Here is a 15939-nt window from a genome sequence, read left to right as displayed (position 1 = left end):
GTCTTTGCTTTGTCAACATCTTTTTTTAACTTTTTTCGCTTTTCTTTTTCTCTTCCGTCTCGATGTCTTTTTCCAACCTCAATGGTGTGTTTAATTTATCATATCTTCTTCTCTTTGTCAATTCTTTTCTTCTCTTTTTTATCGAATGACTCTAGGATTGTCAAACATATGTGACAAAACCACCCGGTAAAAGTTTAAGCTACACTCTTAAAATAATTCTCTACCATTTCATTCGGTGTTCTAAATTTTAATACTCTTCTTGCTATGTTATTGGTTCTTATACTATACCTCTTAAATGATTTGTACATCTCTTCTTCACTCTTGAATCTTCTTTTGCTGTAGAATAGTTCGTTGTCTATCTTATGACTTCTTTCTACTACTCTGTTTTGCCATGGGTGGATGATACTTATAAAAGTAGACACATAACAGCACATTATGTTACATTTTTTTCATCACAAAGGAGGATACTTTCTATGACACACAAACCCTATGACAAAGATTTTAAAAAATCTATTGTTGGACTCTACCAAAATGGTAAAACTCAGACCCAGTTGGCTAAAGAATATGGTGTTTCTCTCTGCTTTAGGTAAATGGATCAGGCAATACTCTGAAGTTAAAACCATTGACGGCGATATAATGACTGCCAAGCAAATCAAGAAACTTCAAAAACGAATGGCTCAGCTTGAGGAGGAAAATATTATATAAAAAAAAGCGATTGCCATATTCACGCCACACTCAGACAACGATTAGATGCAGTATATAAACTTAGATTTCAGCACAGTATTAAGCTTCTTTGCAAGGTTTTGAGAGTTAATCGCAGTACTTATTACAAGCATTTCTTCTCTGAAGCATCTCCTAGAATCAAAGAAAATCAAGAGATTGCAAGGAATATTCTTAGAATTTATACCGATTGTGATAAAAGACTTGGAGCGTATAAGATTACTCATATCTTAGAACGTGACCATGGCATAAACATCAGTGTCGGGAGAGTGTACCGACTGATAAAAACCTTAGAACTTCCTAAAATGTCTACACAGAAACCTGTTTTAAAATATCATTCGGAAGATCACATGGAATACTATAATCATTTGCACCAAGCATTCAATCCGAAGTCTCCGAACATGGTATGGGCGAGTGACTTGACTTATATCAAGGTAAATGGAACTTGGTATTATTTGTGTATTATCATGGATCTGTTTTCAAGAAAAATCATTGCTTGGAATCTCTCCTCCAAATCGAATGCCAAAAACTCGTAACAACAACCTTTCAAAAAGCATACACGAACAGAAATTCCCCTCAAGGATTGATATTTCATTCGGATTGTGGAACGCAGTATACAGCGATGTCTTTTCGAAAGCTTTTAGATTCTCACGGAGCGGTTCAGTCTTTTTCTAAGAAGGGCTATCCTTTTGATAACGCCTGCTGCGAGAGCTTTTTTAAATATCTGAAAAAGGAGGAATGCCATCGTAGAAACTATCACACGAAAAAAATTAGAACTCTCAGTATTTCAATACATTGAGGGATTTTACAACTCAAAGAGACCTCATGGTTCATTAGGACTCATGAGTCCTAATGAAAAAGAAAAAGAGTATTGGAGCAAATAAAACTTTTTTACAAAAAATATTTTCCAAATTTGTATCTATTTACTTGACTATAGTCCATTTTCATAGTTCTTGAATTTCTTTATCTGTCTGCACATGGATTCATAGCCTCGTTTATATCCTGCATCAATGCTTTTTCTATATACTTGTCCTTCATGTTTGTGTCTTTGATATTTGTTCTGTATTAATTTGATTTCTTTTTCTGTATGTTGCTTAGGATGTTTATGCGGACGCCTGGATTGATTTGCCAAAGATTGTACGGGTCCATCGTATTTTTTTCTCCATCTTTGTACTTGTTGTCTGCTTGTTTTGTATCTTCTTGCTGCTCTTGCGTTATTATTATATTTGATTGCATATTCTACAACTGGCGAAATTTCATTTCTTCTGTTATACTTATTTTCATAGAAAGCCTCTCTCTGATAATTTTGGTTTGTCCTTAAACTTATTTTATCAGATGGCTTTCTTTTTTTTACTTTTTTGTCACATATCTATTATCTCCTAACATTTTTCTATCTCGAATTATCAACTTGGACTTATTCTTTATTAATATATGTGAAAAAAGCTATTGGAAGAGTATTTAACATAATAAGTTTAAGCATAAACAACATTTATCATACCAACAAGAAGATTATCTTTAGAAACATATTATAATATACCACTTATTAATATATAACGAAAAGATGACCATAGTATAAGAGTTGAGGGAAAATTCAAGTCTATAAAAGTCCAGGTAGTGAAAAAATGGCAGGATAGTACAATTCATAAACAAAAAAGCATCATAAACATTTAACAAATATAAACAAAGAAAATGAACTTAATATATAAATATAACAACAATAATATCAAATATCATCAATATATTCTTGACTTTCAATTACTATAAAAAAACTCAGAACCGATTATCTTTGGTGCGCTTTTATTAATTTATAAATTGAATTTTTATACAACGTCCTTCTACCATACTATAATCCTTTAAATATACATATCCTGTTCTTACATATTTCTCAAGAAATTATTTTTTTAATTAATTATATGATATTTTTCCTTTTATACCTATTTCTTAGGAATAAACGCAATCAATGTAATATTTACTGTTTTGTTTTTAACAAAGTATTTAATTTATTTTTCATAAAAATATCATCCTATACAATGGTTACAATACTATTTATACTATCTTAAATTTCAAGCATTTCCCATATACAAGTAGTGGATTTTTATTTCTCACAATTTCATATACTCAACTGACAAAGTACATAAGAATCAAAACTAACCAACAAACAGTTTGAGGTTGAATAAATCTCAAATAATCTATCAAAAGAATTTTAACAATATTCTACCATGTTAACCAACAGATTATTGAAAGAGTAACACATAATATTCTAAATTGAATATTAAATCAAATGTTCATTATTTAGATGATTTACTTTGTCACACCACTTCCGACCAAACAATTCTCTTTCAACGTCTTAAATATTTTTTTAAATACAAGTACTACAAAATCACATATTTTCCCAAAAGAGCTAGTAATACGTCCTGTTATATATAATCGCTTGTACCAAAAATTCTGAGCAGCATTATCAGATTATCAGTTGCCATTTCCAGTCCCCAAAAAATAATTTCTTCAAAGAACCCAAACTTTTGAAGAGCGATTGTAAATGACCGTCATTATATAATACTCTCCTTTATTTAGAAAATTAATACAGACATCGAATGAAGATTTTATACGAATTAGTTGTATCTTTAGTTAATAAAAATCAAGCTGCTCCTTTTTAATTTAAATTCTCTACAAAAACACTTCTATTATCCTTCGTCTACTTAAATGGTATTCGTTATGTAAAGAATATTGAAAAGTTTTTTATACTTACATTCTTAAACCATTGTCATAGATTCTAATATCAAGCTTGATTGTTTTATTGGAATTGAAAACTAAATCTCTGCGTTTATTTTTAATATTTATAACATTTTAAATGTATACCGTCCATCCTACTTGAATTTTTAAACTAGAAATATCTGCTATCAAAAACATAATTTTTCTAAAGTGTTCTATATTTTTGCTTAAGGTTTACAACATCAACCAAAAAAAGCTGTTTTAGAACTACATTTTTAAATTAAATTATTATTTTTTCACATACATCTCACAACACTGCATTCTTATGATATAAGTAACTATAAGAAGACACAATATTCTAGAATTTTAATTCTTAATAGAGGATAATATTTTGTATTTTTATTAATAATAAATCGAAATATTCTGAAATTTTAAAAATAGTTGTGTATTCTTGGTAGTATGTCCTTATGATAGGTATACATATTTAAAATTTTTTCAGGAGGCGGAGTATCTATGAAACTAAATCGTAAATTTTTATCTTTTTATTATGATGGAATTGAAGATTTCCCTGATTATGTTATTGAACCAAAGAAAACAATGTTACTTGTTGTTGATCTTCAAAATGAATTTTGTTTAAGAGATTTTGGGGAAGCATTAGGATTTAAAGAAGCAGGCGATTGGGAACGATGGGAACCCCATTATGACAGATTGGAAAACATTGTAATACCAAATTCGAAGAAAATTTTAGATTTTTTTAGAGAGAACTCATTACCTGTCAGCTTTGGAAGAATTGCTTGTTTGCGTGAAGACGGAGAGGATCGTTCACCTGTTCAAAAAACAGAGGGATGGAATGGTATGCTTCTTCATGTAGATAGTTATGCAGCTCAGATGGTTGATGAATTAACACCTCAAAAAAATGAGATAGTTGTAAATAAGACGACAGATAGTGTTACTACAGGAACCAACTATTTACAACTATTACTGAATATGGGAATTACTACAGTGGTAGTGTGTGGAATTGTAACAGATCAATGTGTAGCTTCTACAGTAAGAGGTCTAGCTGACGCAGGTTATCAAGTTATCACCATAGACGATGCTTGTGCCGCACCAGATATGCAATTGCATGATACTGAATTGAAAATTATGAATATTATTTATACTTATGTAATGGAAGCAGACGAAGTAATTGAATTGATAAAGGAAAAAATATAGGAAAATAATTACTTGAAACTTTAATTGTTATAAGATTCAATGCTGCTTTTCAATGTTATTAATATTACCAAAGTACAAGCTGTCTCTGATATACAACTCCCTTGTGTCTTTAGGAAGTATGTCAGAGACACAAAAATATTTATTGCCCAACTTTATACAAAATAAACAATATTTATTTTTGCCTTATTTACCCTTATATGTATGCAATTGGAGGTTGGACTTAAAAGTTATTCTATGGTAGATAAGAAGTTCTTTTAAAAATGGTAAATTAAGGGTAGGCACGATTACTAAAATCAAATTATTTTTATTTAGTCTACTTAAGTAAAAAAACTTAATTTGTCTTAATTAGGAGTGGGAAAATGTCATGAATGAAAATAAATTTAAGAAAGAATTAGGATTATTTCAAGTTATTGCGATGGCTGCAGGAGGAATGATTGCAGCTTGGATGGTAGAAATTAAATTGTGGTTTGAATTGAGTGGAGTAGGTTCTTCTATAGCTTTGATTACTTGTGCCATGCTCGTTTTGTCTCTATGTTTGATTTATGCAGAGCTGACAAGTATGTTGCCTTATGCTGGAGGAGCTAATATTTGGATATCAAATTCTTTTGGATGGAATTCAGGATGGCTTTGCTTTTGGTGTGTAATGTTATTATATATAATGGCAATGCCTACTGTATCTTATGGGATAGCAAGTATGTTGGGGTATTTGTTTCCAATAACATTTATACAGGTTAAAATTATTGCAGCAGTTATTCTTTTAATTTGGTTCATATTGACAAATTTTGAAATCAAGTTTTTAGCTAGAATTCAAAATGTATTGTTTTGGTCCACGCTAGTGGTTTCTATTCTAGCTTCAATTACATTCATTATGAGTGATCAATGGAGCATGGCTACTATGAAACCTATCTTTCCCAAAGGTTTTAGTGGATATAGTGCTGCAGTAGGTCTTTTAATCATGAAATTTGTAGGATTTGATTTAATTCCTCAATTATCAGAAGAAACAAACTTCCCAAGAAAAAAGCTTATAGTAGCTTTTGTTAGTTCTTTGTTTCTCACAGTTCTCATTTATGGTTTAGCTGTAATAGGAGTTGGTGGAATTGTTAATCAACAGTGGATAGCTGAAACTGACGTTGTCGATCCAAGAGTTGCAGATATTATAGGAAAACACTGGTTAGGAGTAGTCCTAGTAGTGATGGGAACGGGTACTTGCCTAACTACTTTGTCAGGTTTCTGGCTTTCAGCTTCACGTACATTGTACGGTGCTGCAAAACAAAGACAGTTTCCTCTTGTCTTTGCAAAAATTAATAAAAACGGTCAACCCTATATAGCTAATATTCTTGTAGGTGTGGCATCTGTTTATTTTACCGTTTTCGCACCAGAAACTTGGGTAAATTACATCTATACGATATATGGAATTGCAGCTGGGTTAGTTTATTTGATGGTTGTATTAAGTTTTTTGAAGTTAAGAAAAAAACAACCTAACTGGGAAAGACCTTTTTATGTCCAGCATGCTAGTGTAGTTGCTGTTGTTGGTTTTTTATTTTGTATTTGGGTTTTAATTGCTTCTGTGATGGCTATGGAAATAGGAGCTTGGCTTACATTATTAGGGTACGCTATTATAGGTTTAGGATTTTGGCTATATGCAAGATATAAACAAAAGTCAGAACCTGATATGTGGAAGCCACTTATTATCAATCCAGAAAACACACCTATAGATAACAAATAAAACTCATTTAATAAAAGTTCTAGAATTTTTTTGAGAAGGTTTTATATAAAACCTTCTCTTCTTGTATAAAAAACACAAGTGATAATTGCATAGTTCAAAAAAGATTACACAGTGAAAATACTCATAATGAAATTGTAACTATAGTGGTAGTATTTTTACTAAAATATAGAAAGAAGCAATAAGAGGTATTAACAAAGAACATTTTGCTAGAAAAGGTGTTGAAATGAAGTTTGCATATAAAAATAGTGCATTTTAGCGTAAGGATATTATGTAGAGATAACAAATAAAAATAACCAAATAATACAGGACTAAATATCGAATTAATTGAAAGTAAATAAAGAAAATGATTAATTAAGTATTTTAATCTAAGAGACCCGTTTGTAGATAGCAAAAAATACACTGCTTGCAAGCTAATAAGAAACACACCTGTGTGCTGCCCTGTTAAGATAGGACGGTGTGCACGAAAATAACATTAATTATTTTAGGCCTATAAGAGCAACAATTATTGAAAAAACTCTATAATTTATTAGGAACGTATATTTCAATATGAAGTTAGCCATTCTGATAAACAATTTCCAGAGTCAAATAATTAAACATTCTTTTAGAATATCTGTTTATCCAAAGTTCTATCTTTGCCACCTCCGCTGAGGTGGTATTTTTAGTACCCTTGGGTAAGTGTCTACGAATTAGGCGATTATGATTTTCGTTGCTTCCTCTTTCTTGTGAACAATATGGGTGTGTATAATAAATATTATCTTCAGAGATTACATCGGATAATCCGGCAAATTCAGCTCCATTATCTGCTGTTATTGACTTTACTTCATAATCTTTGATTATGGCAGATAGTGCTTCATTAACGGATTTGCTACTTTTATCTTTCATTAACCGTATTATCTCATATCTTGATTTTCTGTCTGTCATTGTAAGTAGACATTTATTTTTTTCGCGTGTTAATATTACTGTGTCTATTTCAAAATGTCCTATTTCAGTTCGTTCATTGATAGAATCAGGACGCTCATCGATAGATTTACCAAATCTTCTAAAATTTTCGCTCCGGACAGGTCTTTTAATCTTTGGCTTTCGAGGATAAAGTAGACAGTCTCTTTTCTTTCCTAAATATCCACGGGTAATCCAATAGTATATGGTTGATACAGGAATATCTACATAACCCTTGTTAACGATCATCTCAGGGGAGTAATGTTTTTTAAGAAAATATTTAATTATCTTAATGTTCTCTTTATCCAGTCCAATGTGCCTTACAGATTTCTTTCTATTCTGAAGATATTTTCTTTGTGCATATTCTGCTCTATATGCTTTCCTATAAAGACCTTTTCGCAATTGTTGTATGACTAGACCTCTTTTTATTTCATTGTTTATCGTCTGATGTGATTTTCCCAGCAGCTTAGCAATACAACGATTGCTTTTCCCCTCATTTGTCCATACTTCAATTAATTGGCGTTCTTTTAGTGTTAAATGTTTATTCTTTGGTGTATAATGCTCTTGCATCTTTAAGCTCCTTGATATGATTTTTGTTTGCAACTTAATTATATCGCTTAAAGATGTTTTTTGTAATCTAATTCCATTTAGGTGGCTAATTTCATTTTAGAACATTCTTAATTTATTAGGATTACTAACATTAAATATAGGCATGTTATAATATTTCTTAAATTATGAAACCTTAAAAGAACATATAACATATTAGTGTATAGCTCTGTAACTGAGTTACTTTACTTAATATCAAACTAAAAAAACGTAGTACTATTTAATATTGTGACAGGTTTCCTTTCGAGAAAAATCATTAGTTGAAGTCTTCCTAATCCAAACCAAATATAGAACTCTTGAGAGAAACCTTTCAAAAAGTTATACATAAACTCTCCCATAGGTTATCTTTCATTCAAATTGCAGATAACAGAATATCAACACCTCTTATACAAATTTTTTTAGATGATTTCAAAATTCTTTAGTATATTACTTAAAGAACTATCCTTTTGATACACAGTCTTAGAAAATTTTTAGTATCTAAAGAAGTATGAATGTAATAGCAGACACTCTAACAAAAAATAATTAAAACTTTTAACATCTCAATCTTACAATAGTAACAGGACTCATAAGTATCAAAAAAGTATTATTTGCGTAAATAAGACATCCCACAAAGAATATATAATTACTCTATAGCTCAGTATTTACTTTTGAATCATTATTTTTTTGTTATTTTCTTCCGTTCTCTTTATTTTAGGTAGATTCCATTCAAAATGTGCTGCAAGAAATCGTATAATGGAAACAACTGCTATTCCACACATCATTGCAATATTTTTATTTGTCAGTTCCCAAAGATATACGGTTGTGATTGCACCGGCAATCGAAGCACTGGCATAGATATGTTTCACAAAGATATACGGTTTGTTTCCCGCCATCATATCTCTACATAGTCCTCCTCCTACTCCTGTCAAAACACCGACAAAGATGAATAGAAATTTGTTGGGTTCATCCAATTGACTGTATGCGATGTTAATTCCAACAGCAGTAAATACTCCCAGTCCTATTGCATCGGATACTAAAAGAAATTTTTCGTAAAGTAAGATAATTTCTCGTTTCATCATATTGCTTCGATTGATGTATACAAAAAGGAATACCAAAACGGAACATACGATGGAAACTTTTGCATATATTGAATTTTGAAATGTTTTTGGTGGTGTAATCCCCAAAATGACATCACGAATAATGCCCCCACCGATGGAGGTGGTCACACCTAGTACAATGACTCCAAGAAGGTCAAATTCTTTTTTAATTGCTACCATCGCTCCGGAAATGGCAAATGCTATACTTCCCATAATTTCTAATACAAATAAAAACATTCTGTTTTGTTCCTTTCTAATATGATTCCTGTATAGTTTCTTTCATATTGATAGAAGTCTATCTACTTTATTGTCAACAGTTCTTTTGGTGATGAAATAATAACATCAGCTTGATACTGCTCCAATTCTTCTCTATCTCGAAATCCCCATAATACACCGACTGTAAATACATCTGCACTTTTTCCTGTTAACATATCTGTCTTTGTATCGCCAATATAGACACATTCTTCTTTCGATAACTCCAATTCTTCCAATATAGAACACAATGCTTGTGCATCCGGTTTCAAGGGAATTCCTTCTCTCTGCCCGTAAATTTTGGTAAATGTTCCTTTTCCGAACAATGCCTCAATAATTTTTACAGTGGTACTGTGCGGTTTGTTGGATAGTACGGCAATGATATAATTCTGTCTTTTCAATTCCTCTATCAGTTCTGTAATTCCGTCATAAGGTTTGCATAGATAGAGATAGTCTTCATCATAAGTCTTATTGTACATTGTGTGTACTTTTTCAAAAATTTCTTCTGTATCCTGTCCCTGTGAATTCAACAAACGGTGTACTAATTTCGCAGAACCTTCTCCCAAAAATAATTTATATAAATCCTCTTCAACCGGTTTACATCCATAATGTACCAACGCTTGATTTGCAAAATGGGAAATAGTAGGAATGGAATCTACTAATGTTCCGTCCAAATCAAAGATATATGCTTTTTTCATTTCAATCATTTCCTTTCTCCTATTCTTCTTTCTCCATTTTATACTAAAATTTCCATATCACCTATCTTTTTTTTACAAAATTTTTCACAAAAATAAAGATGAAACCACAATTTTTATGGTTTCATCTTCTATCTATTTTGTTATGATGTTGAAAATGAGAAGGTTCTTATTTGTCAAGCAATAGGCTTTGAGTAGGTGATTGATACTCAGCAACTTTCATAAAGTTATTCAATGCTTTTTGTGCTTTGTTATATGGAGCTAATGTTCCTGCACCTGCAATACATCCTCCAGGACATCCCATTCCTTCAATCAAATATCCGTTTTTCTTTCCTGCTTTTGCAAGACGTGCCAATTTCACACAATCATGCAATCCGTCTGCTGCGTCTAACAACAGTTCTCTTTCCGGATCAATTTCTTTGATATATGCTTGTACCGCTCCTGCAACTCCTCCTGCTTGTGCAAATCCTCTTCCGATTGCAGATGCGTCGTTGATTACATTTTCTGTTTCAATAGCAGCCAAGTCAACGCTTTTTCCAATAAACATTCCCATCAATTCTTCAAATGTGATAACAAAATCTACATAAGATTTCATTTCTTCTCCAAGTGCTTCCAATTTCTTCGCAACACAAGGTCCTACGAATACGATTTTTACATTCGGATCTGTTTTTCTGATATGTTGTACGGTAAACTTCATTGGAGATAGTGCATCAGATACTTGTGGCACTACTTCAGGGAACATTTTTTTTACCATAGATACCCATGCAGGACAACAGCTTGTTGCCAAGTATGGTAATTCATTAGGTACAACGTGTAAGAATTCTTTTGCTTCATTAACAGTTGCAATATCCGCTCCCAAAGCAACTTCTACAACATCGTCAAATCCTAACATTTTAAGACCTTCAAATACTTGTGCAGGCGTCACTTTGTCACCGAATTGGCTAACGAATGCCGGTGCAACGATTGCAATATGTTTTTGTTTTTTATTTCGGATAGATTTTACTAATTGATAGATTTGTGCCTTATCTGCAATCGCTCCGAATGGACAGTGCGCCATACATTGACCACAAGATACACACTTGTCATGATCAATCAAAGCTCTTCCGTATTCATCACTACCGATTGCATTCACACCACATGCCGCTGCACAAGGTCTGTCATATTGTATAATCGCATTGTATGGACAAACTTCTTTACATTTTCCACATCTGATACATTTTTCCTTATCGATGTGCGTTTGTGTTTCGCCCATAGTAACTGCTCCAACAGGACAAACTTGAATACAAGGATGTGCCATACATTGTCTACAAGTTGAAGTTACTTCCAAAGCCTTTGTAGGACAAGCATTACAAGCAAACGGAATCACGTTTACAAGTGGCGCTTCATATACACGTTCTGTTTCGTCAATTGCAGTAATTCCTTCAGAAAGTCTTCTGAACTCAGATGCTTTTCTAACCGGTAACCCCAAAGTAAGACGCAATCTTTCCCCAACAATCGCTCTTTCCTTAAAAATACTTTGACGACGTTCAGACACTTCTCCCGGTAAAATTTTCATCGGTGCATTCTCTAATGCTTCAATTAAATCTTCATCTGAATACGCAATTCTTGTGATTTCTGCGAATACATTCTGTCTAACTTGTATAATATCTGTATACAATTGATTCATACAAAAAACCTCCCATAAAATTACTACTAAATTTTGTATATTATCATCTTGAGAAACTTCGACGGCACTATGAAAAAACGCCCCATTTTCCCAAAGCGCAACCTTATCACAAAATGCCCCCATTTTCGCTAAGGCTGTCTATCATTTCTCAAAAATACTACCTCGTTATGATTTTAGAATGATGTGTCATTCTGTTACTTCTCCATTGTTGCTCGAATAAAATCATGGAACAACGGATGCGATTTTGTCGGTCTTGACTTAAATTCCGGATGGAATTGACAAGCAACATACCATTTGTGACTTGGAATTTCTACAATTTCTACCAAACGATCGTCAGGCGATACACCTGAAATCACAAGACCTTTGTTTTCTAATTGTTGTCTGTAGATATTATTGAATTCATAGCGATGTCTGTGACGCTCATAAATCAAATTGCTTCCATAAGCTTCCATCGCCTTAGTACCTTCCAATACCTTGCAAGGATACACTCCCAAACGCATGGTACCACCTTTTTCTTCAACATCTGCCTGTTCCGGCATCAAATTGATAACCGGATTGGTTGTCGTTGTACTAAGCTCTGCACTATGGGCATCTTCAATTCCGACAGCATGTCTTGCAAATTCAATCACTGCTAACTGCATTCCCAAACAAATTCCGAAATAAGGGATATTGTTTTCTCTTGCATATTTTGCCGCCAAAATCTTTCCTTCGATTCCACGATCTCCAAATCCTCCCGGAACCAAAATTCCGTCGGCATTCTGAAACAGCTCTTGAATTTGTTGCTCTGAATAGGATTCAATCTCTTCTGCATTGATCCAGTCAACATTTACTTTAATTCCGTTTTCCAATCCTGCATGGTAAAGTGCCTCTACTACGGAAAGATACGCATCCTTCAGTTCAACATACTTACCTACTAATGCGATAGTACGTTCCTTCGTCAAGCTCTTTTCTCTTTCTACCATAGCAATCCATTCTGTCAAATCGGCATCTTTGACATCAAGTCCAAGACGGTCAATCACCAAACGGTCCAATTTTTCTTTTTGTAACATCAATGGAACGGAGTATAAAGTTTCCGCATCCATATTTTGAACCACATGATTCGGTTTCAAATTACAGAATAATGCTATCTTATCTTTCATGTCTTCCGTCAGTTCTTCTTCTGTTCGACAAACGACAATATCAGGCTGAATTCCGATAGAACGTAACTCTTTCACGCTATGTTGTGTCGGTTTCGTCTTGAGTTCACCTGCTCGTCTTAAATAAGGAACAAGTGTTACATGGATGTAGCAGACATTTTCTTCCCCAACTTCATACTTCATTTGACGAATCGCCTCAAGGAACGGTTGAGATTCAATATCTCCTACAGTTCCACCGATTTCGGTAATGACGACATCCAACTCGTTGTGTTTTGCAACTCGTTGAATCCTCTCTTTGATTTCATTGGTAATGTGCGGAATAACTTGGATAGTTCCTCCCAAGTATTCTCCTTTTCTTTCCTTACTAATAACACTGTAATAAATTTTTCCGGAGGTAACGCTTGAGTTGATAGAAAGATTCTCATCAATAAATCTTTCATAATGACCTAAATCCAAATCTGTTTCTCCGCCATCTTCCGTTACGAAAACTTCTCCATGTTGATACGGACTCATCGTACCGGGATCAAAATTCAGATACGGATCGAACTTTTGGATAGATACTTTCAAGCCCCTTGCCTTGAGCAATCTTCCAAGAGAGGCTGCTGTAATCCCTTTTCCAAGAGATGAGACAACCCCTCCTGTTACAAATACATATTTTGTCATAATCTCCTCCAAACAAAAAACAAGACAGTTACTCCTTTTCAGGGGCATCTGTCCTTCAAAACTGCAACACCCCCGTTGGGGTATTTGATTCTATGTCTAGAAACACCCTATTCAGTTGCCTGCTTGGTTTTCTCTATTGCCGTTATCTTGTACCAAAATTGTCCTCACAAAAAGACATTATTTGATGTATTTATCCTACCATATTTTTACAGTTTGTTCAATATAAAGCAATAAAATAATAAATAATTTTTTAACAATAAAAAACGTTCTCATTCAAAGAATTTATCTGTCCTTTCTCCAATGTGTCGTTCTGTTTTTTAACATATCCTACCTCGGCATAACATCTCCAAATTTAGAATTTCAATTCTATATCATGTTTCACAACAAATTCTGCATAATATTTTTCGCCGTTGTTCTTTACCTCCTTGTTCTCTTTCAGTAAAGCAACTGCTTTTTGCATATTTGTCTTAACATAAGGTAATTGATGTCTGTCTATATAATTTTGAAATGACAGAGTTAATTGTTCATGAGTTCCGTATCTCAACAAAAAGGAAGTTGGGACTACAAATCCGGCATCGTATACAGGTTCATCCGAAAACACACAAAAACCTTTCTCGGCAACCTCTTGTACAACCGCCATCAGATTATCCTCCATTCGTCGTATAAAAGGTAAAAAATGTTGTGATATTATCTCTTTTATTTCCTGTATGGATTGCTCGTATGACTCTATTCCATAAAAATCAAACCAACAGAAAGAATCTTGTTTCTTATTTGAAACAGCCAATCCTTTACTCCAAAAACATTCTTTGCCTTCCTTATCAAAAATAGAGCATTGTAATAAAGCTTGTGTAGCAATACCGGTTCGATTGTTACGATTCATTTGAGGAGAAATAGAAACCTTAAAATCAGATTCTTTGTGAATTTCCAATTTGCTTTTTTTGTAACAAAATCCATCATCTTTCATAAATTCAGCAATTTCTGTCATTGCAGAGGTGATAATTTCTTTTGGTGACATTTCTTTAAAATTTTTCATATTTTGGATATCTCCTTCTATCAGAACTTAACCCTTTGTGTATTTTCCACCATGATACCATTCTTAACACATTTTTGTTACCGGTGAATCTAATGTATTGGTATCTTTGAAAAAAGATTCACACTATGTTGAAATAACTGTAGAACCCATTTTTAGATAATCATGCATTCTACAAGAATCCAATTGAACTTGGTGATAAGAAAAGCTATTGACACACTTCCCTCCCAACAGAACACACTATCAAAAAAAGTCCTGCAAAGTGAAATCCAACATCCACCTTACAGGACTTTTTTATTCTCTATCTCTCGATCGATAACTCATCACTTTCTATTTCTTGACTCAACAAGTCATTGACTGCTTTTCGGTATCGTGGGAGAATGCCGAATACAAAAACCGGTAACAATATTACCCACAACTTGATATAGATACTGAACAGTCCGTCATCAAATAGCAATAGCCTTTTGATAGAATCCATATCTCTTGCCACAAGATATACCATGAACGGACTCAAGAATTTGAGAAAGCTGTCAACCATAAAACAGCTCACAATCCATGTTACAGTTCTTAAGCCGTCAGGCAATTTTCCATACTGTACTGCCTGTTTTGCAGATTGAGATTTATCTCCAAACGCACTTTGAAACGCTTTGATCATAACCATAGGAATCAATAGAAACGCATACACAACCCAAAAGGCATCTTGTTGAAAGACAAGAAAGCCTTTGTGAAAAAAGAATCTACTCTGAAGTTCTATATCAAAACTTCCGAACAGAGAGCCTAAAGCATACAAAACTAATTTAAGTCCACCACCAAGTACCAATCCGCAAAAGAATAGTAGATAGATTACCTCATCATAAATTTTTCGTTTCATAATTCCTCCCCTATCTTTGTTTAGAATTTGTTTTTCATACAATCATTTTGTAAACTGTTTTCCTCTTCTATCTTGTTCTTTCAGCCATTAACCTATCATACGCCTACTTATATTATATTACATTACTCAACAAAAAACTCCGATTTATCACATTATTTCTTATCTTTTTCATAAATATTGATATTGATACCATACCATAATTTATCGAGCATTCCTATTCTGTTATCCGGATTTTGTTATCCTAAGTTTCTATTCCTTTCAACTGATGAAATTTCAATCCTCTTTCCCAACCTAATCTAAAATATATTTTTCACAAAGGAACCTATCCTTCTAATCTATCTTCTTTTAAAACCGTCCTTTGATTCTTCATTAAAAGAGGAATCAAACAAAAAAATCTCAAAACAAAAAGTTTTAATAATAAGTTGATAAATCTCCTTAACTTTACTTCGAAATTCCCTCCTTTCTATAAATATATTTAATTAGATGATACCATTTAATTAAATATATTTATAGACTTGTTTTATGTTTTTTTTTAGGTATAATTAAGTGTCATACATAATTTTTTAAAAAATAATATTTTTACAATTTCTTAAATTGCAATATCAAATTGAACTAATTCCTCATTATCATCTAAAAGTCCT

Annotated in this window: 11 protein-coding genes and 1 pseudogene; 3 read left to right on the top strand and 9 right to left on the bottom strand. The window is 32.9% G+C overall.

Annotated elements, in window-relative coordinates:
- Positions 1 to 194: 194 nt before the first annotated feature.
- Positions 195 to 422 (bottom strand): hypothetical protein, encoded by a 228-nt coding sequence (locus ACO5GE_RS06150; protein WP_484830043.1) that lies wholly within the window; start codon positions 420 to 422, stop codon positions 195 to 197.
- Between the two features lie 51 nt (positions 423 to 473).
- On the opposite strand from ACO5GE_RS06150, the pseudogene ACO5GE_RS06145 reads away from it, so the two are divergent.
- A pseudogene (locus ACO5GE_RS06145) lies at positions 474 to 1604 on the top strand (IS3 family transposase).
- A 47-nt stretch (positions 1605 to 1651) separates the two neighbouring features.
- Here ACO5GE_RS06145 and ACO5GE_RS06140 read toward each other — a convergent pair.
- A complete protein-coding gene (locus ACO5GE_RS06140) occupies positions 1652 to 1975 on the bottom strand; it encodes a helix-turn-helix domain-containing protein (protein ID WP_484830044.1) in 324 nt (107 codons plus the stop codon).
- Positions 1976 to 3942: 1967 nt separating this feature from the next.
- Here ACO5GE_RS06140 and ACO5GE_RS06135 point away from each other — a divergent pair.
- The gene (locus tag ACO5GE_RS06135; RefSeq protein ID WP_484830042.1) at positions 3943 to 4641 is read left to right on the top strand and encodes a cysteine hydrolase family protein; all 699 of its coding nucleotides are present in this window, start codon (positions 3943 to 3945) and stop codon (positions 4639 to 4641) included.
- A gap of 364 nt (positions 4642 to 5005) precedes the next feature.
- Positions 5006 to 6367 (top strand): APC family permease, encoded by a 1362-nt coding sequence (locus ACO5GE_RS06130; protein WP_484830041.1) that lies wholly within the window; start codon positions 5006 to 5008, stop codon positions 6365 to 6367.
- A 552-nt stretch (positions 6368 to 6919) separates the two neighbouring features.
- Here ACO5GE_RS06130 and ACO5GE_RS06125 read toward each other — a convergent pair.
- From ACO5GE_RS06125 to ACO5GE_RS06095, 7 genes are all read right to left on the bottom strand, one after another.
- Complete coding sequence (locus ACO5GE_RS06125) at positions 6920 to 7873, bottom strand: IS30 family transposase (protein ID WP_484830040.1); 954 nt, start codon at positions 7871 to 7873, stop codon at positions 6920 to 6922.
- Between the two features lie 677 nt (positions 7874 to 8550).
- On the bottom strand, positions 8551 to 9222 hold the full coding sequence (locus ACO5GE_RS06120; RefSeq protein WP_484830039.1) for a trimeric intracellular cation channel family protein: 672 nt from the start codon (positions 9220 to 9222) through the stop codon (positions 8551 to 8553).
- Positions 9223 to 9284: 62 nt separating this feature from the next.
- Positions 9285 to 9944, bottom strand: coding sequence for an HAD family hydrolase (locus ACO5GE_RS06115; protein ID WP_484830038.1), 660 nt, complete (start codon positions 9942 to 9944; stop codon positions 9285 to 9287).
- 157 nt (positions 9945 to 10101) lie between these two features.
- A complete protein-coding gene (locus ACO5GE_RS06110) occupies positions 10102 to 11598 on the bottom strand; it encodes a 4Fe-4S dicluster domain-containing protein (protein ID WP_484830037.1) in 1497 nt (498 codons plus the stop codon).
- A 194-nt stretch (positions 11599 to 11792) separates the two neighbouring features.
- Positions 11793 to 13397, bottom strand: coding sequence for a CTP synthase (gene pyrG / locus ACO5GE_RS06105; protein ID WP_484830036.1), 1605 nt, complete (start codon positions 13395 to 13397; stop codon positions 11793 to 11795).
- 352 nt (positions 13398 to 13749) lie between these two features.
- Positions 13750 to 14430 (bottom strand): hypothetical protein, encoded by a 681-nt coding sequence (locus tag ACO5GE_RS06100; RefSeq protein ID WP_484830035.1) that lies wholly within the window; start codon positions 14428 to 14430, stop codon positions 13750 to 13752.
- Between the two features lie 298 nt (positions 14431 to 14728).
- Complete coding sequence (locus tag ACO5GE_RS06095) at positions 14729 to 15298, bottom strand: hypothetical protein (protein WP_484830034.1); 570 nt, start codon at positions 15296 to 15298, stop codon at positions 14729 to 14731.
- Positions 15299 to 15939 lie beyond the last annotated feature (641 nt).

This window comes from Filifactor sp. (assembly GCF_057248345.1).
This window is presented reverse-complemented; position numbering and strand designations above follow the sequence as displayed.